Source organism: Desulfurivibrio dismutans, from assembly GCF_029210385.1.
Lineage (GTDB): Bacteria > Desulfobacterota > Desulfobulbia > Desulfobulbales > Desulfurivibrionaceae > Desulfurivibrio > Desulfurivibrio dismutans.
This window is the reverse complement of sequence record NZ_JARGDQ010000006.1, coordinates 169,334-195,218: the sequence shown is the minus strand read 5'-3', so window position 1 is coordinate 195,218 and position 25,885 is coordinate 169,334. Positions and strand designations below refer to the sequence as shown.

At 58.4% G+C, this 25,885-nt stretch carries 21 protein-coding genes; 20 read left to right on the top strand and 1 reads right to left on the bottom strand.

Annotated features, from left to right (window positions below; genetic code table 11):
* Window positions 1–7: 7 nt before the first annotated feature.
* The 14 genes from P0N66_RS08840 to P0N66_RS08775 all read left to right on the top strand — a co-directional run bounded on the left by P0N66_RS08840 (window position 8) and on the right by P0N66_RS08775 (window position 11,606).
* The gene (locus P0N66_RS08840; protein ID WP_275804450.1) at window positions 8–823 is read left to right on the top strand and encodes an acyl-CoA dehydratase activase; all 816 of its coding nucleotides are present in this window, start codon (window positions 8–10) and stop codon (window positions 821–823) included.
* A 120-nt stretch (window positions 824–943) separates the two neighbouring features.
* The gene (gene exbB / locus P0N66_RS08835; protein WP_275804448.1) at window positions 944–1,366 is read left to right on the top strand and encodes a TonB-system energizer ExbB; all 423 of its coding nucleotides are present in this window, start codon (window positions 944–946) and stop codon (window positions 1,364–1,366) included.
* Window positions 1,359–1,739 carry an ExbD/TolR family protein gene (locus tag P0N66_RS08830; protein ID WP_275804446.1) on the top strand — a complete coding sequence of 127 codons (381 nt, stop codon included), beginning with the start codon at window positions 1,359–1,361 and terminating at the stop codon, window positions 1,737–1,739. The genes exbB and P0N66_RS08830 overlap by 8 nt, the downstream gene beginning before the upstream one ends.
* A complete protein-coding gene (locus tag P0N66_RS08825) occupies window positions 1,736–2,479 on the top strand; it encodes an energy transducer TonB (protein ID WP_275804444.1) in 744 nt (247 codons plus the stop codon). The genes P0N66_RS08830 and P0N66_RS08825 overlap by 4 nt, the downstream gene beginning before the upstream one ends.
* 328 nt (window positions 2,480–2,807) lie before the next feature.
* Window positions 2,808–3,641 (top strand): Fe-S cluster assembly protein NifU, encoded by an 834-nt coding sequence (gene nifU / locus P0N66_RS08820; RefSeq protein ID WP_275804442.1) that lies wholly within the window; start codon window positions 2,808–2,810, stop codon window positions 3,639–3,641.
* Window positions 3,642–3,643: 2 nt separating this feature from the next.
* The gene (gene nifS / locus P0N66_RS08815) at window positions 3,644–4,870 is read left to right on the top strand and encodes a cysteine desulfurase NifS (RefSeq protein WP_275804440.1); all 1,227 of its coding nucleotides are present in this window, start codon (window positions 3,644–3,646) and stop codon (window positions 4,868–4,870) included.
* Between the two features lie 21 nt (window positions 4,871–4,891).
* Window positions 4,892–5,848, top strand: a complete 957-nt coding sequence (locus P0N66_RS08810) for an FAD-dependent thymidylate synthase (protein ID WP_275804438.1) — start codon at window positions 4,892–4,894, stop codon at window positions 5,846–5,848.
* A gap of 96 nt (window positions 5,849–5,944) precedes the next feature.
* Entirely contained in the window at window positions 5,945–7,708 is a 1,764-nt protein-coding gene (locus tag P0N66_RS08805) for a formate--tetrahydrofolate ligase (protein WP_275804435.1), read from the top strand.
* A gap of 253 nt (window positions 7,709–7,961) precedes the next feature.
* Entirely contained in the window at window positions 7,962–8,576 is a 615-nt protein-coding gene (locus P0N66_RS08800; RefSeq protein ID WP_275804433.1) for a PAS domain-containing protein, read from the top strand.
* Window positions 8,577–8,598: 22 nt separating this feature from the next.
* Window positions 8,599–8,964: a response regulator gene (locus tag P0N66_RS08795; RefSeq protein WP_275804430.1), complete on the top strand. Its 366-nt coding sequence runs from the start codon at window positions 8,599–8,601 to the stop codon at window positions 8,962–8,964.
* A gap of 16 nt (window positions 8,965–8,980) precedes the next feature.
* On the top strand, window positions 8,981–9,631 hold the full coding sequence (locus P0N66_RS08790) for a hypothetical protein (protein ID WP_275804428.1): 651 nt from the start codon (window positions 8,981–8,983) through the stop codon (window positions 9,629–9,631).
* 98 nt (window positions 9,632–9,729) lie between these two features.
* A complete protein-coding gene (locus P0N66_RS08785; protein ID WP_275804425.1) occupies window positions 9,730–10,083 on the top strand; it encodes a PilZ domain-containing protein in 354 nt (117 codons plus the stop codon).
* Window positions 10,084–10,467, top strand: coding sequence for a hypothetical protein (locus P0N66_RS08780; RefSeq protein WP_275804423.1), 384 nt, complete (start codon window positions 10,084–10,086; stop codon window positions 10,465–10,467). It abuts the gene before it with no gap.
* A gap of 206 nt (window positions 10,468–10,673) precedes the next feature.
* Complete coding sequence (locus P0N66_RS08775; RefSeq protein ID WP_275804421.1) at window positions 10,674–11,606, top strand: AAA family ATPase; 933 nt, start codon at window positions 10,674–10,676, stop codon at window positions 11,604–11,606.
* A 58-nt stretch (window positions 11,607–11,664) separates the two neighbouring features.
* Here P0N66_RS08775 and P0N66_RS08770 read toward each other — a convergent pair whose 3' ends face one another.
* Window positions 11,665–13,254 carry a hypothetical protein gene (locus P0N66_RS08770; protein ID WP_275804419.1) on the bottom strand — a complete coding sequence of 530 codons (1,590 nt, stop codon included), beginning with the start codon at window positions 13,252–13,254 and terminating at the stop codon, window positions 11,665–11,667.
* Between the two features lie 305 nt (window positions 13,255–13,559).
* On the opposite strand from P0N66_RS08770, the gene pilB reads away from it, so the two are divergent.
* The 6 genes from pilB (at window position 13,560) to acsC (ending at window position 25,760) form a co-directional block, all read left to right on the top strand.
* Window positions 13,560–15,788, top strand: coding sequence for a type IV-A pilus assembly ATPase PilB (gene pilB, locus P0N66_RS08765; RefSeq protein WP_275804417.1), 2,229 nt, complete (start codon window positions 13,560–13,562; stop codon window positions 15,786–15,788).
* Window positions 15,789–16,248: 460 nt separating this feature from the next.
* Window positions 16,249–17,136, top strand: a complete 888-nt coding sequence (gene folD, locus P0N66_RS08760; protein WP_275804415.1) for a bifunctional methylenetetrahydrofolate dehydrogenase/methenyltetrahydrofolate cyclohydrolase FolD — start codon at window positions 16,249–16,251, stop codon at window positions 17,134–17,136.
* A 58-nt stretch (window positions 17,137–17,194) separates the two neighbouring features.
* Complete coding sequence (gene cooS, locus P0N66_RS08755; protein ID WP_275804413.1) at window positions 17,195–19,183, top strand: anaerobic carbon-monoxide dehydrogenase catalytic subunit; 1,989 nt, start codon at window positions 17,195–17,197, stop codon at window positions 19,181–19,183.
* 24 nt (window positions 19,184–19,207) lie between these two features.
* Window positions 19,208–21,904, top strand: a complete 2,697-nt coding sequence (locus tag P0N66_RS08750; protein WP_275804411.1) for an acetyl-CoA decarbonylase/synthase complex subunit delta — start codon at window positions 19,208–19,210, stop codon at window positions 21,902–21,904.
* A gap of 184 nt (window positions 21,905–22,088) precedes the next feature.
* Window positions 22,089–24,293 carry an acetyl-CoA decarbonylase/synthase complex subunit alpha/beta gene (acsB, locus tag P0N66_RS08745; RefSeq protein ID WP_275804409.1) on the top strand — a complete coding sequence of 735 codons (2,205 nt, stop codon included), beginning with the start codon at window positions 22,089–22,091 and terminating at the stop codon, window positions 24,291–24,293.
* 117 nt (window positions 24,294–24,410) lie between these two features.
* Entirely contained in the window at window positions 24,411–25,760 is a 1,350-nt protein-coding gene (acsC, locus tag P0N66_RS08740) for an acetyl-CoA decarbonylase/synthase complex subunit gamma (protein ID WP_275804407.1), read from the top strand.
* Window positions 25,761–25,885 lie beyond the last annotated feature (125 nt).

Below are 25,885 nucleotides of genomic sequence, written 5' to 3'. Positions count from 1 at the left end.
GGAAATTATGAAATATTACGGCGGAATCGATATCGGTTCCACCAGCATCAAACTGGTGCTGATCGATCAGGAAAAACGGCTGGTGGCCGATGTCACCAGCCCCACCGGCAGTCATTTTCACCAGAACACCATGAAGGCCTTTGTCGGGTTGCTGGCCGATAACGGGATGCGACGGGAAGATGTGGCCTATATCTTCTCCACCGGCTACGGCCGCAAGCTGTTCAAGGAGTCCGATGAGACCATCAGCGAAATAACCGCCAATGCCGTGGGGGCGACGGCCTTCAGCCGGGAAGGGGAGCCGGTGCGGACCATCATCAACATCGGCGGTCAGGATCTGAAGGTGATCCAGTTGGACGGAGAAGGGCAGATTCATAATTTTGCCATGAACGACAAATGCGCCGCCGGTACCGGCCGTTTTCTCGAAATGACGGCCCGCAACCTGGAGGTGGAGGTGGATCAGCTGGGTGATCTGCATATGCGGGCCACAGGGGTGCCGCTGACCATCAACAGCACCTGCACCGTCTTTGCCGAATCGGAAATCATCAGTCTGCTGGCCAACGGCCATGGCAAGGAAGAGTTGATCGCCGGCGTGCATTACTCCATCGCCAAACGGGTGGCTCGGCTGGCCAAGCGTTTTGCCGGGTCGGGGGCGGTGTTTTTCGACGGTGGCCCAGCCCGTAACCGGGGACTGGTGGCGGCCCTGGAAGATGAGTTGATGCGGCCGGTGATCGTGCCATCCGCCCCACAGATCACCACCGCTTTCGGGGCCGCCCTGCTGGCCCTGGAGGCCTGTGAGGATCTGGCGGGAGAGGGCAGTGTATGAGGCGACGGGAATTTTTCTGTTGGGCCAGGCTTATGGGGCAAACCCGGAGTTTAGCCACGTTACCGTAAACAAGAAAAAAATGACAAACGGATTGGTTAACAAGGCTGGAGGATTAATGACATGGAGTGGATTAAATACACGGTGGATTACGGTATTATCGGCTTGCTGGGGCTGATGAGCATCGCGGTGCTGGCCATCGTCATCGAACGACTCCTGGTCTACCGGAACCTGCGCCTGGGTGAATTCAAGGACAAAAGGAAGCTGGAACTGGAGTTGACGAGCAATCTGCACCTGATCGGCACCGTCGGCCGTAACGCCCCCTACCTGGGGCTGCTGGGCACGGTGTTGGGGATCATGCTGACCTTTTATGACATGGGCGTCAGCGGCCAGATGGATGCCGGTCGGATCATGGTGGGGCTTTCCCTGGCTCTGAAGGTCACCGCCGCCGGCCTGCTGGTGGCGATACCGGCGGTTACGGCCTACAATCTGCTGCAGCGACGGGTTAAGGTGCTGGTGACCAACTGGGAGATTCGCCATGGATGAGCATGGTTTCAATAATATGAACGTGATCCCGCTGGTGGATGTGATGCTGGTCCTGCTGGTGATCGTGCTTACCACTTCGACCTTTATTGCGGCTGGCGCCATTCCGGTGCAGTTGCCCGAGGCCGCTTCCTCTGTAGCCGCGCCGCTGGAACCCAGTACCATCGAAGTGGATGCCCGGGGCAGGCTTTACCTGGAGTCCCGGTCGGTTTCGCTGGCCGAACTGCGCCGGGGCCTGGGATCTGAAGAGCGCTCCCGACCCATCCTGATCAAGGCCGACCGTTCCATTGCCTTGCAGACCTTTGTAGATGTGATGGATGTGGTCAAAGAGCTGGGGTTTACCCAGGTCAGTCTGCAGACCGAAAAGATTTCATGAGTTACCGCCGGCGCGCCATTGTTATTTCCTGCCTGGTACACGGGGTGCTGGCGGTACTGTTGCTGGCCGCAGTAAGACTGACCCCTTCGGCGCCGGAGTTGCTGGTCATTGATTTTTCCATCAGCGACGCTCCCGGCTCGGCGGCGACACCGGAACCGGTGCCCACCCCGCCGGCGGCCGAGGAGGCGGCGCCGATCCCGCCCGGGCCACCGCCAAAGCCACCGGTGGAACTTGCTGAAGCCAGGCCGCTGAAAAGCGCGCCCGATATGCTGCTACCGATTACTGAGCCGGAACCGGAGCCTGCCCCAGTGGCGCCGCCGGAACCGGCAGAGATGCCAGCCCCGGAAATCACCTCCGAACCGGTGGCACCGCCGCCGCCGGTCACCGCGGCCGATCCTGGAGATGGCGCCGGGGAGCCGGCCGCCCCGTCGGCCGCCGCCGGTTCGCCGCCGCCGACGGTTGACCAGTATCTTGAGGCCAATTTTCGCTATATCATGGAAGACATTCAGCAGGGGATCGTTTACCCACGCCTGGCTCGTCGCATGGGTTGGGAAGGTAAAGTGGTGATTTCCTTTGTGGTGCTTGAAGACGGCAGGGTAGAGGACGTCGAGGTCGTTGAAAGCTCCGGTTTTTCCCTGCTGGATGAAAATGCCGTGCAAACCATCAAAAACACGGCCCCTTTCCCCAGTCCTCCCGCCCGCGCCATTCTGGTCGTGCCGGTCACTTATCGGCTCAGTTAGCCCCCGGGCTGACGGCCTTCCCCAAACCAGCCGAGCTTTGTTGGCCGATAAAGCGAAAAATGAGCCGTGACGCAGCGCCCCAGTCGGTGGCACTGCTTTTTGTGATGCCGGCCGGGGTTGATTTTTACGCTTCATCGGGGAGAACTTGCGCATCTGAAGGTTTACGTTGATTTTTGGGTGTCGACAAATTATTCTACAACGATTTGTGGCTGTGGAGCACTGCCCCCAGAAGGTGGCGTTAGCTTCAGCCAACCACAAATCACGCTAACTGTTGTCTTTAACTTTGTCATCGTCGCCGCCTGCCGGTTGCGAGTGCTAGGGGTCTGGAATGTGGGAATATACGGATAAGGTGCGGGAACACTTCATGAACCCCCGTAACGTTGGGGAGATTCCCGACGCTGACGGGATCGGCGAGGTTGGTTCTCTGGCCTGCGGCGATGCGTTGAAGCTTTTTATCAAGCTCGGGCCGGACGGCCGGATCGCCGATGCCAAATTCAAAACCTTCGGCTGCGCCAGCGCCATTGCCTCCTCTTCGGCCCTGACCGAAATGATCAAAGGGCTGACCCTGGAAGAAGCCGAAAAGATCAGCAACGAGGATATCGCCGAAGAACTGGGCGGCCTGCCCAAGGAGAAGATGCACTGCTCAGTGATGGGCCGTGAGGCTTTGGAGGCGGCCATTGCCAATTACCGGGGGATTCCCATTCCCATGGCCCAGGGGGAGGTGGTCTGCGAATGTTTCGGGGTCACCGACCTGGAGATCCGGCGGGCCATCCATGAAAGCAAGCTCAAATCGGTGGAGGAGATCACCAACTTCACCAAAGCCGGCGGCGGCTGCGGCCGCTGCCATGAACGCCTGGAGGAGATTCTGCGGGAAGAGCGGCAGGAGATTAAAGAAAAACCGGCCGCCGAACCGGCGAAAAAGCTGACCAATATCCAGAAGATCAAGATGATCGAGGAACTCTTTGAGCGCGAGATCCGGCCGGCTTTGCGCAAGGATGGCGGTGATATCGAGCTGGTTGATCTCGACGGCGACTTCGTCACCGTGGCCCTGCGCGGGGCATGCGGCACCTGTAAAAAAGCCAATCTCACCCTGAAAGAATACGTGGAGAAAAAGCTGCGCGAACAGGTTCTTGATAGCCTGGTCGTCGAGGAGGCCCATTAATCATGGCTAATACTCCCCCGGTGATTTACCTGGATAACAATGCCACCACCAAGGTCGACCCGGCCGTATTGGAGGCCATGTTGCCATATTTCGGCGAACTTTACGGCAATCCTTCCTCCATGCACTCCTTTGGTGGTCAGGTGGGCCGCACTCTGGCCGATGCCCGCCAGCAGGTGGCCTCGCTGATCGGGGCGACCAGCGAGGAGATTATTTTCACCAGCTGCGGGACGGAAAGCGATTCCACCGCCATTCTCGCCGCCTTGCAGGCCTTCCCCGAAAAACGCCATATCGTCACCACCCGGGTGGAGCACCCGGCGGTGAAGCACCTTTGCGAGCATCTTGACCGGCTCACCGGGCACAAACACCGGGTTACCAAGTTGCCGGTGGATCGCGACGGTCTGCTGGACCTTGAACAGTACGAGGCGGCCCTGAACGACGACACCGCGGTGGTCAGCGTGATGTGGGCCAACAATGAAACCGGGGTGATCTTCCCGGTGGAGGAGATGGCCAAAATCGCCAAAAACCGCGGCATTCTTTTTCATACCGATGCGGTGCAGGCGGTGGGCAAGATCCCCATCAACATGGCCGTGTCGGCCATCGACTTTCTTTCCATCTCCGGCCATAAGCTGCATGCCCCCAAGGGAGTCGGAGCCCTGTATGTCCGCAAGGGAGCCCCGTTTGCCCCCTTGATCATCGGCGGCCACCAGGAGAAAGGACGCCGGGGCGGTACGGAAAACGTCACCTCGGTCATCGGTTTGGGTAAGGCCTGTGCGTTGGCCGGCGCTCGCATGGAAGAGGAAAATGGCCGGGTGCGGCAGTTGCGCGATAAGCTGGAAGAGGGGCTGCTGAGCAAAATCCCCAACGCCATCTTAAACGGCCATAAAGAACAGCGGCTGCCCAACACCACCAACATCAGCTTTGAGTACGTGGAAGGTGAGTCCATCTTGTTGCATCTCGATCAGCATGGCATTTGCGCTTCTTCCGGTTCGGCCTGCACCTCGGGTTCCCTGGAGCCCTCCCACGTGCTGCGGGCCATGGGAGTTCCCTTCACCGCCGCCCACGGCTCGGTGCGCCTCAGCCTTAGTGTGTTTAACACCGAGGAAGAGATTGATTGCGTGATCGACAAGATGCCGGGAATTATTGCCAAGCTCCGTGAGATGTCGCCATTCTGGCGGTCCAGCCACCAGGGTTCGGTGGGTGGGGCCAACTGCCCCTGTGAGTGTTCCTGAACCGGAGAGAGGAGTTGAATCATGCGGATCGTGCCGGCTTCGGCCACCATACTCGATGATCTTGACCGTCAGAGCATGGCCCGGCGAATTGAAAGCTGCGGTCGGCTTTGCTACAAGAGCGAAGACAAGATCACCGATACTTCCGCCGAGCCCTTTCTCCGCAAGGTCATGGAGCACGGTCACAACTCGGTGATGGAGATGGCGGCTATTTCGCTGCGGGTTTATTGTGACACCGAAGCCATCATCGACCAGTTTCTGGCCGCTCAGCCTAAATACCTGCAGGTCGACCGGCCGGCCAAAAAGGAAAAGATGCTGCTGATCAGCGGCACCATCCGGGCCTTTCGGGAAATTTACCAAAATTGCGGCAACGGCAAGCTGGTCAAGGGAATAACTGCCTTTCTGGGCCAGCGTCACCCTTTGTTTTTTTTTGATCTCGCCGGCAAGCGCGGCTTTCTGCCCCAGACCGGGGTGGAGGTAGAAAAACTCAGCTTAAGCGAGGTCGACGCCCTGCCCGCCGACCTGCTGGTCAAGCACCGTTTTCTGGCGGTGCGTTTCATTACCAACCGGGCCGTGACCCACGAGCTGGTCCGCCACCGGCCCTGTTCCTTTCTCCAGGAAAGCCAGCGTTACTGCCGTTATTCCCAGGATAAATTCGGCAATGAAGTGACCTTCATTAAGCCGATGTTTTATCCTGAAGACAGCGAAGAGTACCGGCTCTGGCAGCAGGCCATGGTGGAGACCGAAAAGATCTATTTGCAGTTGCTGGAAACCTCGTCTCCTCAAGCGGCCCGTACCGTATTGCCCAACTCCTGCAAAACCGAAATCATTGTTTACGCCAATCTCCTGGAGTGGCTGCATATATTCCGGCTGCGTACCACCCGGGCGGCGGAACCTTCCATGCGCGAGGTAATGAACCCGCTGCTGGTTAAGATGCAGCAGCGTTTCCCGGGTATTTTCGACGGCCTGCAGGGGGAATAGAAAGTTGCATTTGTTGACTGATATTAAATTGTTCAACCATTCGGAAAATTTTCCGGCAACCTTTTCATTATTTAATTTACTTAAGGAGGGAAACACATGGCTTTAGATCCAACCAAACATGCGGACTGGGAAATTGCGGAAGAGGCCGAAAGCCGTATGAAGGACGTTTTCGAGCTGGCTGACGCCCTGGGGCTGGAAAAAGAGGAGCTGCTGCCCCACGGCCATTACGTGGCCAAGCTCGACTACCGCAAGATCCTGGAGCGGAAAAAAGACAGACCAGACGGCAAGTACGTCGATGTCACCGCCATCACTCCCACCCCCCTGGGCGAGGGCAAGTCTACCTGTGCCATGGGTCTGGTCCAGGGCCTGGGCAAACGCAACAAGTCGGTGGTGGGCGCCATTCGCCAACCCTCCGGCGGCCCCACCATGAACATCAAGGGTTCGGCGGCCGGCGGCGGCCTGGCCCAGTGCATTCCCCTGACCCCCTTCTCCCTGGGGCTCACCGGCGACATCAATGCCATCATGAACGCCCATAACTTAGGGATGGTGGCTCTGACCTCGCGCATGCAGCACGAGTCCAACTACACCGACGAGCAGTTGGCCAAGCGGGGTCTGAAACGGCTGGATATCCATCCCAAGAAGGTGGAGTTCAACTGGATCATCGACTACTGCGCCCAGGCGCTGCGTAACATCACCATCGGTCAGGGCGGCAAGATGGATGGTTTCAACATGCAGAGCAGCTTTGCCATCGCGGTGAGCTCCGAGATCATGGCCATCCTTTCCGTGGCTCGTGATCTCAAGGACATGCGCGAGCGTATCGGCAAAATCGTGGTGGCCTACGACAAGCAGGACCGCCCCATCACCACCACTGATCTCGACGTGGCCGGCGCCATGACCGCCTGGATGGTGGAGGCGCTGAACCCCAACCTGATGCAGACCCTGGAAGGCCAGCCGGTCATCGTCCATGCCGGACCCTTTGCCAATATCGCCATCGGCCAGAGCTCGGTCATCGCCGACCGGGTGGGTCTCAAGCTGGCCGACTACAACGTCACCGAGAGCGGCTTCGGGGCCGATATCGGCTTTGAGAAGTTCTGGAACCTCAAGTGCCGTTTCTCCGGACTTAAGCCCAACTGCGCGGTGGTGGTGGCCACCATCCGGGCCCTTAAGTGCCACGGCGGCGCTCCCATTCCCGTACCGGGCCGGCCCATGCCGGAAGAGTACGGCAAGGAGAACGTCGGCTGGGTGGAAGAGGGCTGCAAGAACCTGCTGCACCACATCGAAACGGTCAAGAAGGCCGGCATCAACCCGGTGGTCTGCATCAACGCCTTCTACACCGATACCGACAACGAGATCAAGGCGGTGCGCCGGCTCTGTGAGGCCGCCGGTGCCCGGGTGGCCCTGTCCCGTCACTGGGAACACGGCGGCGACGGCGCCCTGGAATTTGCCGACGCGGTGGTGGATGCCTGCGAGGAAGAGAACGATTTCCGTTTCCTCTACGAGCTGGACACCCCGCTTGAGAAACGCATCGAACTGATCGCCAAGGAAGTGTACGGCGCCGACGGCGTCAGCTACACCCCCGATGCCAAGGCTAAGCTCAAGCGCATGGAGGCCGACCCGGAGATGAAGGAGATGGGCACCTGCATGGTCAAGAGCCACCTGTCGCTGTCCCACGATCCCAGCCTTAAGGGCGTGCCCAAGGGCTGGACCCTGCCGGTACGCGATATTCTCACCTACAAGGGCGCCGGCTTCGTCGTGCCGGTGGCCGGCACCATCAGCCTGATGCCCGGCACCGCCTCCGACCCGGCCTACCGCCGGATCGACGTGGATGTGGAAACCGGTAAGGTAAAAGGCGTGTTCTAGTCATCCTGGCCAGTTAAAAACGGGTCGCTAAAAGCACTCGGCCGCCGCCAGGCGTCGAGTGCTTTTTTTTTGCCCGGTGTTCCCCGTTGGACAGCGTCAGGGCTTGCTTGCCGGGTTGCCAGTGCCATGAATTTCTTGCCAAAATAGATTGTTTGCTATAAGATACCTGCTAATTGCGGTCAGGTTCAAATTTGTTTGAAACTATCAACTTATACTGCCGACATAGCAGGTAGCTTCCGCAGGCAAACCGCCAATGATTCTTAATCAGATTTTGGACTCCATCGATTTGGGGCTGGTTATCCTCGACCGGGATTTCAGGGTAAGGTACTGGAATCGGTGGATGGCGGTGCATAGTGGCATCCCCTTTAAGGAAATTAAAGGGGCGACGATATTTGATTTTTATCCGCATTTTAGAAACAAAAAATTTCTGCGCAATTTCAGGGCAGTGGTTACCTTCGGCAATCATTACTTCTTTCCCCAGAAGCTCTACGGCTACATTTTCCCTTTCAAGCCGGAAAGTAATTTTGTTTCGGAGATCAACTATATGCAGCAGAGCTGCACCATGGGTCCGTTGCGGAATGAAAAAAAAGAGATTGAGTATGTCTACATCTCGGTGAATGACGTCACCGAGGCCTATATTTACGAAACCAACCTTGCCTCCGCCCTGTTGACTCTGCTTGAGAAGTATGTCGACAAGGAAGAAATTCCGGCGGACGAGGCCCAATCCATCCTTGATGAACTTTTACCGACCTCCAGCAAAGAGGTTTTGGCCAAGCACGGCAAACCACCAAAAGACAAAGATACTCACACCATAATTGGCGACCAACTGGTGGATATTCTCTCGGAGATTGCTGGCACTAATCGATAATAGAGTTTTCCGGAGGGAGGTTATGTCAAAAAAGCTGTTGGTTGTTGATGATTCGCCGGTATCACGTTCGATCATCAAGAAATGTCTGCCCAAGGATCAAGAATTTGAGTTGTACGAGGCCAGCGACGGCCGTCAGGGCCTGGAAAAATTTCAGGAAGTCCGACCGGATGCCACCTTGCTGGATCTCACCATGCCGGTGATGGATGGCTTTGAGGCCCTTGAAGAGATCAAAAAGATCGCCCCCGACGCCAAGGTAATCGTGCTCACCGCCGATATTCAACCGAAAGCTTACGAGAAAGTTATGGCTTTGGGTGCCGCCATGGTTATTCCCAAGCCTCCCTCGTCGGAAGCGCTGGCCGAAGGTTTTTCAAAAATTGGTCTGATATAGATAAGGCAGGGACAAAATGAACACATCTCAAGCGGAATCCACATTCTCGCAAAACGATGCGAATATCCTGGAGGAGGTCATGAATATTGCCTTCGGTAAGGCCTCTGCGGATCTTGCCAGGGTGGTGGATATCCGGATCCTGTTGACCGCTCCCCGGGTGGAATTTCTTAAGGCCGATGACCTGCTGCAATGGATTAAGCAGGACACCAAAACCGATGACACCCTGAACATGATTGAACAGAATTTTTGGGGCAAGTACACCGGTTCGGCCTTTCTTGCTTTTCCGTCGTCGGCCAGCAAAGGATTGATCAGTCTGTTCGACGATGATGATCTGTCTCTGGGGGCAGAGAGCCCGCTGCTGGAAAAGGAGACCCTGTTGGAGGTGGGCAATATCCTTATCGGTGCTTGTGTCGGCAAAGTGGCGGAACTGTTGGACGACAATGTTTCATTTTCTCCGCCCCGTCTGGTGCCCCAAGTGGTAATTGACAACCCTTCGACGACGGCGATTTCCTCCAAGCTCAACGATCCGGACAAGATGGCGATTATGATTAAAACGGTTTTCAATTTTGAGGATAAGGACGTTAAAGGCTTTCTTTTTCTGGTCGCCGGCGAGGAATCGATGCAATGGCTCAAGGCGGCGCTCAAGAACTTTGTCGCCAAATTTTAGCCGGTAGAGATCGCTTGGCCGGTCGGCGTCTCATAAGGTTATGGCTGAATGTGGGGAAACAATAGAGGGGAAACCATTTCACGGTAATAGGTGGCTAGATGGATCAGGAACAGGTTACCCGCCACAGCTTCCGGCTTCCGGTTGCCGGGCTTGATGATGTGGCGGTAAAAGTCAATGGCCGGCAACAGGAGATTTTTAACTTGAGCAACCACGGGATCGGGATCCGTTTCAGGCCGCCTGAATCCTTTGAACCAGCTGGTCCTCCACTGGCGGTGGAACTCAAGCTGGGAGACGCCAATTTGCGGGCCACCGGGAAGGTGGTGCATATTTCCCGTGAAGGTAATGATTACCTGTGTGGGATTGACCTGATGGACCTTGATGAGGCGGGTCAGCAGATTTTGCTCGCCTATGTGGCTCGTCTGCGAGCTCAACTGTTCAAGGGCGAAGAATAAATGGCTTCACGTAAAAATAATGATATCCTCACCGAAATACTTACCACCGGGGGCTCGGAATCCTCCCATGCGCTGGATGAGTTAAGTCGATTTCTGCAGCAGCCAGCGGTGACAGCCCAAAGCTCCGGGGCATGGCCCGGCGTGATCAGTTCGAGCAAAAAAAAGAAAGTAACCCATTACCTGGCCCCGGAGATTATTGAGAAACTCAAAGAGGTAATGCCGGAAATTGAACGGCTGTTCCCGGGCGGCCATAACGGCCGCCCCTGGTCCCGTTCCGCGCTGCTGGAGACGGCCCTGCTGATTCTGGTGCATGATTTTGAGCATCAGCGAGAATACAGCCTGCTGGCGCAATGGATACAGGAAAACAGCCTGCTGCTGGAATAGGTTTGACCGGTGTCGGCGGCACTAAAGCACCGCCGACCGCCATCTCGTTGCAGCGCAATGAGTGTCCGGTACAGTCGCGGTGTGACTAACTGGACAAATGTGCGGCTCGCCGCAGTTTAGAGTAAAACAGAGCCGGCTAAAGATTAAGTGGAAGCCGGGGGTGTTTCCGCACCCCTTGATAGACCAAATGAGGAGGCGATACAGACATGTTATTGATCTGCCCGCACTGCAAGCAGCAATACAATATCGAAGAAGGTAAAATCCCTCCCAACGTCAAGAATGTGAAATGCAAGAACTGCGGGCAGCAATTTCCTTTGCAGCGGACCCCTGCCGCTTCTCCCCAATCGTCCCCTTCACCCCTGGTTACTCCCGGTTCTCAGCCGGTGCGTCGAATCGGGGTATGTATCAGCAAGGGCGGGGTGGGTAAAACCACCACGTCGGTGAACCTCGCCGCTGGTTTGGCCTATGCCGGCTACCGGGTTTTGCTGGTTGATACCGATACCCAGGGACAGGACAGCTTCGTGCTGGGGGTGCGACCCAAAGGAGGGCTCACCGAACTGGTGACCGAGGAGCTGACTCCGGAAGAAGCGATTTTCAAGGCTCGGGAACGGCTTTGGCTGTTGGCTGGCGGCAAATCGCTGGCAGGTCTCAAAAGGTTGATAGACCGAAAGGATTTCGGCGGCGAGTTGACCATTGCCGAGACCCTGAAAAAGCTGGAAAGCCAGTTTGATTACATCGTGGTTGACACCTCTCCGGGGTGGGATCCACTTACGGTCAACGTGCTGTTTTACGTAAATGAGGTTCTGACCCCGGTTTCTCTGGAGATTATGACTTTGCAGGGGCTGGTGGAGTTTCTTAAGAGCCTGTCCGCCATACAGAAGCATCGCAAGGATGTGGCGCTCAAATATATTTTGCCCACCTTTCACGATCAGCGGGTCAAAAAGTGCAACAATATTCTTGAGAAAATTCAGGAGTTATACGGCCATATGCTGTGTAAGCCGATCCGGCACAATGTTCATCTTTCGGAATCGCCATCGGCCGGCCAGACCATTTTCGAATTTGCCCCCGGTTCCACCGGGGCGGAAGATTATCGGGAATTGGTGCGCAAGGTCGCCAACAACGACAAGCTGTTCCGCTGAGCGGCGGCTACCTCGGAAAAGTTACTAGTGAAGCTGCCCCAGCAGCCCGGCGGGCGGCTTAACCCTTTTGGGACGTGTTTCCGGAGCCCTTCAGTAATCCGAGGATATCCTCGAATACCTGATCCCCTTGCGGCTCCCTCGAGCCGGGAGATGAACTGCTGGATCGGGGAGCGACGAGATCGGTAAGGTCGGTCAGAGCGGCCATGTTGACCGAGCTTTTTCGCTTCTCCTGGGGCGGAGAGGCGGACCCTGCGGGCTCACTCATCATGTCGGCCACAGCGCTGGCCACCGCGTCGACCAGGTCAAGAGCCTCTTCATTGGCCGCATCGGCCGGGGCTGCTTCCTGTTGCTCAGCGACGACGGTCTGGTTGCTAAGCTCAAAGGCCTCCGCATTTTTTCCCACGTCCAGGTTTTCTGTGGCATTTTCGTCCACCTCAACGGAGCTGAAATCGAAATCGGCATCGCTTGGTTCCGGTGGGCCTAGTTCGAGCTCACCCGTTTCCATGGCTGACGGTTCCAGGCTGTCAAAGTCAAACTCCGCCGATTCCAGTTCGCTGGCCGCCGTTTCGGCAACCTTTTCTTCGGCGCTGACTGTGGCCTGTTCGGGGGCTGCCAGTTCCATTTCAATCCCTTCCGGCTCGGCCATCGCCGACCTGGGGGCTTCCGCTGGCGTTTTTTCTTCCGCTGTTGCTTTCGCCATCGGTGGCTCCGGCGGCATTTCCAAATCCAGTTCAAACTCGGGTTCAAGTTCCAGCTCGGAACTTACCGTCTCGGTCGTCTTGGACTCGGCAGTTGTTGGCAGCGGTTGGCTGGCCGCTGTCGGCATTGCTTCATCCTCTAACTCCGGGATTTCCAGCGCCAGTTCCAAATCCGGACTTTCCGGTTCACTGGTAGCCGGTTCGTCAGCTGCCGTTGGCGGTTGCTCGTCCGTGGCCTCCGTGACTTTCCCCGCCAGACTGACCGGTTCCGGTATCTCCGACTTAGACCTTTTCTGTTCCGGCATCTCCGGTTCCGATGTCTCCGTTTGGGATAATTCCAGCTCGGGCATCTCCAGTTCCGGCATCTCAATTCCAAAATTTTCCGGTTCAAAACTTACCTGCGCCGCCGCCGGTGTTTCCATCGCCGACGATTGCGGCTCTGTCAGAGGGGCTTCTAGCTCAGGGCCGGTCGGTTCCGGCATGGCAAATTCCAGATCCGCCCCTTCCGGCTCGGGTGGCAGTTGTTCAGGCATCTCCAGGTACTGTTCCATCTCGTTTGAATCAAGTTCTTCCGAGGGCGATTCAGCCGCTGCTGCGGGCTCCGGTACATTGAACTCAATCCCCTCCCCAGTGAGTTCCGCCGTCGGTTCCAGGTCGTCGAGTTCGAGATCAAGATCCACCGGCTCCTGATTCAGTTCTACGGTTTCCGGTTCGAGCTCAAACGACGTCCGACTGCTTTCCTCGGCCTCTGCCGTTTCCAAATCGAAAGTGTCGGGTTCACTTGCGTTCTCGGCGGCAATATCGGCTAAAGCGCCGGCCAGGAATGGGGGGGGGGCCACCAGGGCGACGGTCCCATTCAGTTGGCTGGTGACCTCAGACAGCTCACGCTGGCACTTGCCGCAGCTTTCCTGACTGTCAAAAGAAATAAAACCGCATTTAGGACAACGCATCGGCTTCCCCCATTTTTAGGTAAAGTCTGCTTAGAACTGCATAATATCAGCCAGATTATCCGAACACCGGACCGTTGGTCAAGTCCTGCGGAACAACTATCGTTTTTTTGGCCCAATTTATCACCGCAATCCGTGGGGCGAATGGTTGCAAAAGAAGGGCCGGGCGGTTATCTTTCGCAACTTAGAAAGCGCATAGATATCCTTACAGTTGTAATTACCTTTCTGCTATCTTTAAACTGTGCCTCCTGCCGTTTGGTTGTGACCGTAGGAGGCTCTTGAGTTTTTTCTTATCCGGGAAACATTGCATGGTTCAAAAACCGCAAAAATCCACCCTGCGCGCTTCGGTCAAGGACCAGTCCGGAGCCGGTAAGGTCAAGATCGGCGAACTGCTGCGCAAGGAAGGGCAGATCAGCAGCAACCAGCTTAACGAAGCTCTGGCCATCCAGAAAAAAAAAGGCGGACGGCTCAGCTCCATCCTGTTGAAGCTGGGCTATATTGACGAAAATACGGTTGTTAATTTCCTGAGCCGGCAGCACAACTATCAGCCGGTGACCCTTGCCCGGGAAGCTCCCAAGGCCGAAGCTCTGGCCAAAATGCCATATGAGATTGCCAGTAAATACCTTGTGTTGCCGCTGCGGGTCATCGGCAAAAACCTGCAGATCACCATGGCCGAGCCCACCGACACCCAGGCGGTGGAAAACCTGCAGGGTGAGGTGGGGATGCCGCTGACCGTGGGGGTGTCCACGGAACGGGAGATTATTGAATCCTACCGCACCCATTACAAGATCAGCGATGAGGAGTATCAAAAACTCCTGCAGAATGAAAATGACCGGCAGCTCGAAGATGAGGCGCCGGTTACCCAGATCGACGATTTCGGGGCACTGGCCTCGGAAGCTGCCGAAGGTCTGGAGCTGGAAAGCTTTGACGAAGAAGAGATCAGCGGCGAGTATTCGGCCTCCGACGCGCCGATCATTAAGTTGGTCAACGGCATTCTGGTCAAGGCGGTGCAGGATGGAGTGAGTGACATCCATATCGAGCCCTACGAAAAAAATCTTCAAGTTCGTTACCGTTTGGACGGTGCCCTGTATAAATCGATGAACCTGCCTTTGAGCATCAAAAATGCGCTCAACTCGCGCATCAAGATCATGTCTCAGCTTGATATCACCGAGCGCCGGGTGCCCCAGGACGGTCGAATCAGGATCAAGATGGGGCGTAACCGAGCCATTGATTTCCGGGTCTCCACGCTGCCCACCCTGTTTGGCGAATCCGTCGTCATGCGGATCCTCGACAAGAGCAGCCTCAATGTTGACCTGACTCAGCTGGGTTTTGAGCGCAAGACCTTCGAGATGCTGAAACGCTGTATCTCGCAGCCCCAAGGCCTGCTGCTGGTCACCGGCCCCACCGGTAGCGGTAAGACCGTAACCCTGTATTCCATTCTCAACTCACTCAACAGTGAAGACATAAAAATTCTCACCGCCGAAGATCCGGTTGAGTTCAACTTCAAAGGGATCAACCAGGTCAACGTCATCAACGAGGTGGGAATGACCTTTGCCGCCGCGCTCAAGGCCTTCCTGCGCCAAGATCCCGATATCGTCATGGTGGGTGAGATCCGTGACATGGAAACCGCTGAGATCGCCATCAAGGCGGCGATGACCGGTCATCTGGTGCTCTCCACCCTGCACACCAACGACTGTCCGGCCACCATCGGCCGTTTGATGAACATTGGGATTCCATCCTATATGCTGGCATCGGCGGTAACCATGGTGCTTTCCCAGCGCCTGGCCCGGCGGCTTTGCCCTAAGTGCAAGGCGCCGGTGGATGTTTCCTCCCTTGATCAAGATGAACTTGTCAAGATGGGGTTTGACGAAGAGGAGATTTCTGACCTGAAAATATTCGGTCCCGTGGGGTGTCCAGCCTGTAACGGCAGGGGTTATAAGGGTCGGGTCGGGTTGTTTGAGCTGATGGAGGTAACCGATGAGGTGGCCAAGGCCATTAATGCTGAGGTGCCCGAGGATCAGTTGCGTAAAATTGCCGTTCAGGAAGGAATGACGCCCTTGCGGGATGCCGGTCTGCAGAAAGTAAGGGAAGGGATGACCAGTATTGATGAGGTGTTGCGCCGTACGGTCATCACCGAGGAGAGCCTGCCGGCTTATCTGGTCCACCCCGATATTGAGGAGTACCAGGATGGCGATATAATCATCCGCCAGGACAACACCGACCGGGATTTTTTCAAGCTGGTCAACGGGGCCCTTAATGTGATCCGTGACGGCAAAAAAATTGCCGAAATCACTGAACCTGGCGAATATTTCGGTGAAATGAGTGCCATTTCAGGCGAGCCCCGCAGCGCCACAATTCTGGCCCAGGGGCGTTGCAAAATCAAAAGGTTTCCCGGCGACAAGCTGCTGGAGGTCATTGAGAAATACCCCGAGGTGGGCAAGCATCTATTTAAAACCCTGGTCAGTCGTCTTAATCAGGCCAATGGCATTATTGTCAAACTGGCCAATGACCGAGCGGCCAGGGTGGCAAAGAGCTGAGCACACATTCATTTTTTTTGTGTTACCGATGCTTTCGGTTCTGTTTTCTTGGAAAATTTCTTGAAAATGGAATAGAAATTCGTTAAGAAAAACAGTTCCGGCTCGCTGTAATTTTCCCTTATGGTATTAATACCTCCGCTTCAGCGCGCTTTCCGGACCAATTACGGCCAGGAAAACGAAAGGGGACAAGCGTGCCTGGACCAGGTCGATTGGGGCATCCCCCTTTTTCGTCCGACGATCAAAGCCCCAAAAAACAACTGCTCCTGAGTCCGGCCTCAGGAAACGGCCACACCTTAGTTGTGGTGTCGGCTGCAGCCCCCTGCGGCCCAGTGAAGGCAGCACCTTTCGCTGGTTGTCTGTGATAACCATGGTATGAGCAGCACGCTGAATCGGCTGCTTGCCGTTATTTTTTGTGTTTACTGATCTAAAATGAGCAATAATTCAGGAGGGACAGCAACCCATGAGTGCCAAAATCATCAGTGGAACCGAGGTGGCCAAGGAAATTCGCATCGAACTCAAAAGCGAAGTGGAAACCCTTAGAGAGAAGCATAACGTGGTGCCCGGCCTGGTCACCATCCTGGTGGGTGAAGATCCCGCCTCCCAGTCGTACGTGGCGGCCAAGAACAAGACCGCCAAGGAACTGGGCATCAACTCCGAGCAGATCACCCTGCCCGCCGACACCCCCGAAGAAGAACTGCTTAAGCTGGTTGACAAGTACAATAAAGATCCCAAGGTCAACGGCATTCTCGTGCAACTCCCCCTGCCCAAGCATATCGACGAGGCCAAGGTACTGTACGCCATCGACCCCGACAAGGACGTGGACGGTTTCCACCCGGTCAACGTGGGTAAGATGGTCCTGGGCGAGCAGTGCTTCCTGCCCTGCACCCCCCACGGCATTCTCGAGTTGCTCACCCGCAGCGGGGTTGAGACCAGCGGCGCCGAGGTGGTGATTGTCGGCCGCAGCAACATCGTCGGCAAACCCATCGCCAACCTGATGCTGCAGAAGCGCGACGGCGGCAACGCCACCGTTACCCTCTGCCACACCCGCACCAAGGACATCGCCGCCCACACCAAGCGGGCCGACATCATTATCGCCGCCGTCGGGGTGCCCAAGATGATCACCGCCGACATGGTCAAAGAGGGCGTGGCAGTGATCGACGTCGGGGTCAACCGTATCGGCATGAGCGAGTCCGGCAAGGCGATCCTGGCCGGTGATGTGGATTTTGACGGCATCAAGGAAAAGGCCGCCTGCATCACGCCGGTACCCGGCGGAGTCGGCCCCATGACCATCACCATGCTGATGAAAAACACCGTCCAGGCGGCTAAACAGACCGCCGGTTTGGTATAAACCTTATTGAATTATCTACCCTATAAGAGAATTATTTTAGATTAAGTGGGGAACCATCATGGCTACGAGAAACGGATGTGAGGGCTGCACGGAGATCACCTGCCAGTCCAGCAAGGAGGTTCTGGCGGCCAAGCCGGCCCAGAACGTAATCACCGCCTATGACCGGGTGCAGCGCCGCGGCATGTCCGCCTGCCTCTTCGGTTCCGGCGGTACCTGTTGCCGCAACTGCAACATGGGGCCCTGCCAGATCATCGACGGCATCGAGGATATGCGGGGAATTTGCGGGGTCGGCGCCGACACCGTGGCGGCCCGCAACTTCGCCCGGGTCGTGGCCGCCGGCTCGGCCTCCCACACCGACCATGCCCGGGAAATGGTCAAAGGCTTCATCGAGACCGCCAAGGGTGAAGGGCCGCACCAGATCAAGGACGTGGAGAAGCTGAAATCCCTGGCCGCCGTCTTCGATATCCCCACCGAGGACCGGGAGGTCAACGAGATCGCTCTGGAGGTAGGGGAAAAGGCCCTGGCCGAGTTCGGCAAACAGGACGACCAGCCGCTTTCCATGCTCAAGCGGGCCACCGACAAGCGCCAGGCCCTGTGGAAAAAGCTCAACATCTTTCCCCGCGGCATCGACCGCGAGGTGGTGGAGATGATGCACCGCACCCACATGGGGGTGGACCAGGACTACGAAAACATCATGCTCCAGGCCTCCCGGTGCGCCCTTTCCGATGGCTGGGGTTCATCCATGCTTTCCACCGAACTCACCGACATCATGTTCGGCACCCCGGTGCCGCGCCGCTCCATCGTCGACCTCGGGGTGCTCAAGCCCGACCAGGTCAACATCGCGGTCCACGGGCATGAGCCGCTGCTGGCCGAGGCCCTGTGCATCGCCGCCCAGGACCCGGAGATGGTGGAACTGGCCAAGAAGCAGGGCGCCAAGGGGATCAACCTGGCCGGGGTCTGCTGCACCGGCAACGAGATTCTGATGCGTCGCGGCATCCCGGTGGCCGCCGGTTTTGTCCAGCAGGAGATCGCCATCGCCACCGGCGCCCTGGAGGCCATGGTGGTGGACGTCCAGTGCGTCATGGAGTCCCTGGGCCAAGTGGTGGAGAATTTTCACACCGACATCATTACCACCAACTACCGGGCCAAGATGCCCGGCGGGGTGCACATCCAGTTCGATGAGCACGAAGCCCTCAACTCCGCCAAGCGGATTTTGAGCCACGCCATCAAGAACTTCAAGAAACGGGGCGAATGCTTTATCCCCGCGGAGAAGAAGCTGGACGTGGTGGTGGGTTTCAGCCATGAGACCATCAATTACATGCTGGGCGGCCGTTTTCGAGGCAGCTACCGGCCGCTCAACGATAACATCATCAATGGCCGCATCCGCGGAGTGGCGGCCATCGTCGGCTGCGACAACTTCCGACTGGCCGATGACACCCACGAGGTCATTGTCCGTCATCTCCTCAAGAACAACGTCCTGGTGCTGGCCACCGGCTGTGCCGCCACCTCATTGGGCCGGGCCGGGCTGGTCAACCCCGAGGCGGCGCGGTTCTGCGGCGACTCTTTGGCCGAGATCTGCGAAACCGTGGGGATGCCGCCGGTGCTGCACATGGGCAGCTGTGTGGATAATTCCCGTATCCTGATTGCCGCCACCCAGATGGTCAAGGAAGGGGGCCTGGGCGACGATATCTCCGATCTGCCGGCCATCGGCACCGCGCCGCTGTGGATGAGCGAGAAGGCGGTGGCCATCGGCCAGTACTTCGTGGCCAGCGGCGCCCAGGTGGTGTTCCAGGACCTGCCCACCAGTGGTGCCAAGAAGTTCAACCAGTACCTGCTGGAAGGGCTCATGGGCCCGCTGGGGGCGCATTGGAATGTGGAGAGCGACCCGCAGAAGCTGGCCGAACTGATGGTGGCCAAGATCGATGCCAAGCGCGAGGCGCTGGGAATCAATAAAAAGAGCGAACGGGTGCTGTTTGACATGGCCATGCGCCGTGACCTCCAGACCGGAGTGCTGCCGGATGCCGGCTGCCACGGCCCTGCTTCGTAAATGTCTGCAAACGGAAGGATCGATATGGAAACAGCGATGAAAGCCGGCAGTCGGCTGGAGCGGGTGCTCAAGTCCGGGGCCTTTGCCGTCACCGGGGAACTGGGGCCGCCCAAGAGCGCCGACCCGGAGGTGGTGCGCAAGAAGGCGCGGCTGCTCAAGGGCCGGGTGGACGCGGTCAATATCACCGACTGCCAGACCGCCATTGTCCGCATGTCCAGCATCGGGGCCGGGCTGCTGGTGCAGGCCGAGGGGGTGGAACCGGTAATTCAGATGACCTGCCGGGACCGCAACCGCCTGGCCATGCAGAGTGATATTCTCGGGGCCTCGGCCCTGGGGCTCAAGAACCTGCTCTGCCTCACCGGCGATCACCAGAAATTCGGTAATCATCCCGGCGCCAAGGGAGTCTTTGACATGGACTCCATCCAGCTTTTGGGCATGATGCGGGATCTGCGGGATGAGCAAAAATTTCAGTGCGGTGAGGCCATCAAGGCCCACGAGCCCCGCCTGTTTCTGGGCTGCGCCGCCAACCCCTTTGCCGGCCCCAATGAAGCGGCCCGGGCCGCCCGGCTGGGCAAGAAGGTGACCAACGGCGCCGACTTCGTCCAGACCCAGATCATCTACAACATGGAGCGTTTCGCCGCCTTCATGGCGGCGGTGCGGGACCTGGGCCTGGATGAGAAGGTCTATATCCTGGCCGGGGTGACCCCGCCCCGTTCCGTGGGCATGGCCCGCTACATGAAGAATTTCGTCCCCGGTCTGGATGTTCCCGACGAGGTGATCAAACGGTTGCAGGGCGCCAAGGATAAGGAAGACGAAGGGATCAACATCTGCGTCGACATCATCCAGCAGTGCCGCGAGATCAAGGGGGTGGCCGGGGTGCACGTGATGGCCATCGAGTGGGAAGAGGCGGTGGCGGAGATCGTCCAGCGGGCGGGGCTTGAGCAGCGGCCCGCAGTGCCCGAGGCGGAGCCGGCTTCGGCCGTCGCGCCGACGCCGGAAACGGTGACGGTTGCCGCTGAAACGTCAGCCGCCGGCGCCGGTGAGACCGAACTGGCCGCCGCCCGCCTTGAAGCCGAGAAGATTATCGCCGCTGCCCGGCAAGAGGCGTCCCGGCTGCGGGCCCAAGCCCCGGCCGCGGCTGCGGCCACCGATACCAGTGACCAGATCCATGCTCAATCAGCGGAAGCGGGAGAAGATGAAATGAATGAAAGAGAACGTCAAATGGCCCTGGAGTCCGTCCGCCAAGGGCTGGCGGCCCTGAAAAAGGCCTTCAACCTGTCCGACGACCAGTTTGACGCCCTGGCCCAGTTTGCCGGCGCCGAGGCGGTCTTGAAACGGGAACCGGCTTCGGTTCAAGGCGCTGGTGGCGCGGCCGGGGCGACTGCGGCCCCCGCTGCCGCGCCGACTGCGCCCGCTGCTCCGGCGGCGGATGACGCCGCCCGCCAGGCTGGGGAAGCCCAAAAAGCGGAAGAGGCCAAGAAAGCGGCCGAGGCCAAGGCGGCGGAAGAGGCCAAAAAGGCCGCCGAAGCCAAGGCCCGGGCGGAAGCCAAGGCCGCCGAAGAAGCCCAAAAGGCGGCCGAGGCCAAGAAAGCAGCCGAGGCCAAAGCGGCGGAAGAGGCCAAGAAGGCCGAGGCCGCCAAGGCTGAAAGCAAACCGGCTCCCGCCCCGGCGGCTGAGGCTCCGGCCGCCAAGTCCGCCCCCGCCAAGAGTGGTGCTCCCGCCGACCTGGCGGTGGGTGAACTGGCCGTCGAGCAGAGCACCCTGGCCCAGCGGGGCAGCAAGGTGCCCGCCGCCGGTTACACCCAGGAGTACAGCGGCGCCATTCGGGAAGTGACCCTGGGCAACGGGGACAAGAGCGTCACCGTGGGCGGCACCAACGCCCTGCCGTTCCATCTCTTTGAAGGCAAGCTGGAGCATCCGCCGCTGATCGCCATGGACATCCTGGACATCAAGCCCGAGGAATGGCCGGCCAGCCTGACCCGCCATTTCGAGGGAGTAATGGACAACCCGGTGGCCTGGGCCCAGAAATGCGTCAACGATTACCAGGCCGAGGCCATCTGCATCTCCCTGGTGGGCACCGACCCCAACGGCCTGAACCGTCCCGCCTCCGAGGCGGCCAAAATCGCCGCCGAAGTGGTGGCGGCGGTGGATGTGCCGATTATCGTCTGGGGTTGCGGCAATGCCGAAAAGGACACCGAAACCCTGCGGGAGGTTACCTCCATCATCGGCGACAAAAAGGTTTGCCTGGCGCCGCTGGACGACAGCAACTACCGTTCCCTGGGCGCCACCGCCATGGCGTTTGGCCATCCCATGGTGGCCTCCTCACCCATCGACGTCAACCTGGCCAAGCAGCTCAATATCCTGCTGGAAAACCTCGGGGTGTCGCTGAACAACGTGCTTATCGATCCCTCCATCGGGGCCTTGGGTTACGGCATTGAGTATTCTTATTCGGTCATGGAGCGGATTCGCCTGGCCGCCCTGACCCAGAAGGATGAAAAACTGCAGGTGCCCTTTATCTGTAACCTGGGTCGTGAGGTCTGGAAGGCCAAGGAATGCCGCCTGCCCAGCGACGAGATGCTGGGTGATGCGGAAAACCGCGGCGTGCTGATGGAGGCCATTACCGCCTCCTGCATGCTGATGGCCGGCGGCGAAACCCTGATCATGCGGCACCCCAGGGCCATTGCCCTGACCAGGTCACTGATCAAGGGCCTGATGGGATAAATGTAAACGTTCAGCAGCGCCGCATCTTCGGGCGGCCAGGCTTGCGTACAGGGTGTACGCGGCACCTGGCTGCTTGCCCGAAGATGCGGCACGGCTGCACGTTTACGGCTCGTTAAATTTATCTGGCGCAGTATAATAACGGTAAATCGCCGAGTTTGTTTTAAAAAAATTAAGGAGAAGATCAATGTCCAAGATCATCTGTTCCGCCGCCATCCGGGGCGCCCACAAGATCGTCGACATGGCCGAGGAACGTTACCAGGCGGCCCTCAAGAAGTACGGTCCCGAGCAGGAGGTGGCCTTTCCCAACACCGCCTACTTTCTGCCCATCATCTACAGCATGCTGGGGGCCAAGGTGGAAAGACTGGGCGACATGGGGGATATTTTCACCGAATGCCGCAAGCTGCTGCCGGAACAGGTCAGCGACAACCTCTGGCTGCCCTACCTGGCCCCGGCGCTGGATGCCGGCATGGCCACCTTTTTCGCCGAAGAGATGCTCGAGGCCGTCCGTTATCTGGAAGAACCCGAGTTCTATACCAAGACCGAAGACCCCCTGGCCGAAAATATCTGGCTGGGTGCGGCCGACGACGTGATCTTCCGTAAACGCGGGGTGGAGTTCGTCGACGGCACCGCCCCTGGTTTTGCCGCTATCATGGGCTCACCCGCCGATCCCGAGATGGCCAGCAAGATAGCGCTGGAGCTGCAGGAAAAGAACCTCTACATCTTCATGCATGATCAGACCAACGGCATCAGCATGCCCGAACAGCTGGTCAAGCAGGATGTGCAGATCGGCTGGGGTACCCGTCTGGTACCTTTTGGTCGCAGCTACACCACGGCGGTTTTCGCCATCGGTTTCGCCTGCCGGGTGGCCATGGCCTTCGGCGGCATCAAACCCGGCGATTACAAGGGCAACCTGATCTACAACAAGGACCGGACCTTCGCCTTCGTCATGGCCTTCGGCCCGGTTTCCGACGAGTGGTACGCCAATGCCGCCGGCGCCATCAACTGGGGCTTTCCCACCATCTCCGACTACGATATCCCCCAGGTGCTGCCCACCGGCATCTGTACCTACGAGCACGTGGTCAGCCAGGTGCCCCACGAGGAGATCGTCCAGAAGGCCATCGAGGTGCGCGGTCTGAAAGTGAGTGTCACCAAGATCGACATCCCCATGTCCTTCGGCCCCGCCTTTGAAGGCGAGCGGATCCGCAAGGACGATCTGTTCATGGAATGCGGCGGCGGCCGCACCACCGGGGTGGAGGTGCTGATCTCGAAAGAGATGGAAGAGGTGGAAGACGGCAAGATCATCGTGGAAGGGCCGGACATCCAGGAGATCGAACAAGGCCAGAACCTGCCCCTGGCCATCCTGGTGGAAGTGGCCGGCCGGGAGATGCAGTCCGACTACGAGCCCATCCTGGAGCGGCAGTTCCATCACCTGATCAACTACATCCAGGGCCTGATGCACATGGGCCAGCGGGATATCATGTGGCTGCGTATCGGTAAGGCGGCGGTGGAAAAAGGTTTTTCCCTGTCCCACATCGGCAAGGTGCTGCACGGCAAGCTGCACCAGGAGTTTGGAGCCATCGTCGACAAGATCCAGGTCAAGATCTACACCACCCAGGAAAAGGTGGACGAGGTCGTGGACCTGGCCAAGAACGTCTACGAGAGCCGGGATGAGCGCCTGGGCAGCATGACCGACGAGACCGAGGAAGTTTTCTACTCCTGCACCCTCTGTCAGTCGTTCGCCCCCAGTCATGTCTGTATCATTACCCCCGAGCGGATCGGCATGTGCGGCGCCTACAACTGGCTGGACGGCAAGGCCTCCTATCAGATCAACCCCACCGGCCCCAACCAGCCCATCCCCAAAGGTGACTGCCTGGATTCCGACCTGGGCATCTTCCAGGGCATCAATGACTTTGTCAACCAGGCCTCCCGGGGGGCGGTCACCGACTTGGCCTGCTATTCCCTGATGAACAGCCCCATGACCGCCTGCGGCTGCTTCGAGGCCATCGCCGCCATGCTGCCCCAGTGCAACGGGATCATGGTGGTCAACCGCGACTACATGGGCATGACCCCCTCTGGCATGAAATTCACCACTTTAGCCGGCATGGCCGGCGGCGGCGCCCAGACCCCCGGCTTCATGGGGGTTTCCAAGCATTACCTGACCAGCCCCAAGCTCTTCCTGGCGGAAGGAGGGCTCTCACGGCTGGTCTGGCTGCCCAAGATGCTCAAGGAAGAGATCAAGGACAAGCTCGTCGAGCGGGCGGAAGCCGTGGGGATGCCGGGATTCTACGACAAGATCGCCACCGAGGAAAACGGCACTACCGAGGAAGAGATTCTGGAATTCCTCAAGAGTGTCAATCACCCGGCCCTGGAAATGGAATCGGTTGTATAAGTTAGCTAATAGAAAATATTTGGAAATAGTTAAACCATGAGGATCTTGAGCCGGCTTTCGGGGTGAACCCTCCCCCTGCCTGCGGCTTTTTGGTCTTCTGCCAAGGAGGAACGGACAATGGCTTTAACGGGAATTCAGATTCTCAAGATGCTCCCCAAGAAGAACTGCGGGGAATGTGGTATTCCCACCTGCCTGGCCTTTGCCATGAAGGTGGCCGCCGGGCAGACCGAAATCGGTGAATGCCCCTACGTCAGCGACGAGGTCAAGGAGCAGATCGGGGAAGCATCGGCCCCGCCGATTCGCACCATCAAGCTGGGTGGCGGCGAGCATGTTTACACCATCGGCGGTGAGACCTGTCTGTTCCGCCATGAAAAACGCTTTGAAAACCCCACCGGCATTGCCGTGCTGGTTACCACCGAACAGGGCGATGATGAAGTGGCCGGCCGCCTGGAGCGCTTCAAGTCCCTGCGCTACGAGCGGGTGGGGGTGATGCTCAAGGCCGACATGGTGGCGGTCAAGGACGCCAGCGGCGATGCCGCCGCCTTCACCGCCCTGACCAAAAAGGTGCTGGATACCTGTGACGACGCGGTGCTGATCCTGATCAGTGACAACGCCGACACCCTGGCCGCCGCCGCCAAGGAATGTGGCGACCGCAAGCCCCTGCTCTTTGGCGCCAACCCCGGCAACGCCGACGCCTTTGCCAAGATCGGTCAGGAGTGCGGCTGCCCGGTGGGCATCAAGGCCGCCAGTCTTGATGAAACCGTGGAGATCAGCGAAAAGCTGCAATCAGCCGGGCTCAAGGATCTGGTGCTGGACACCGGCGCCCGGACCGTCAAGGCCGCCTTTGAAGACAGCGTGGTGGCCCGCCGGTCGGCGATCAAGACCAAGTACAAGCCGCTGGGCTTTCCCACCATTGCCTTCCCCTGCGAGATCACCGACGATTCCATGCTGGAGGCCATGGTGGCCTCGGTGCTGATCGCCAAGTACGCCGGGATCGTGGTGCTTTCCGACCTCCAGGGCGACACCCTGTTTCCCTTGCTGCTGGAACGGCTCAACATCTTCACCGACCCGCAGCGGCCCATGGTGGTCCAGGAAGACATCTACCCGGTCAACGGCCCCGGCGAGGACTCCCCGGTGCTGATCACCTGCAACTTCTCGCTGACCTACTTCATCGTCTCCGGCGAGATCGAAGGCAGCAAGGTGCCTTCCTGGCTGCTGATCAAGGACACCGAGGGTTTGAGCGTGCTCACCGCCTGGGCCGCCGGCAAGTTCGGGGCCGACATGATCGCCCAGTTCATGAAGAAATCGGGCATCATGGACAAGGTCAAGCACCGGGAGTTGATTATCCCCGGATATCTGGCCTCCATGAAGGGTGAGCTGGAAGAGGAACTGCCCGATTGGAAGATCACCATCGGACCCCGGGAGGCCGGGCATCTGCCAGCTTTCCTCAAGGAATGGAAAGCTTAGTAAATGTCCAGCAGTACCGCATCTTCGGGCGATCGGCCCGGCTTGCGTACCTGGGGTACGCGGCGCCGGACCGCTTGCCCGAATCTGCAGCACTGCTGAACATTTACCTCCTGTTTGGCGGGAGG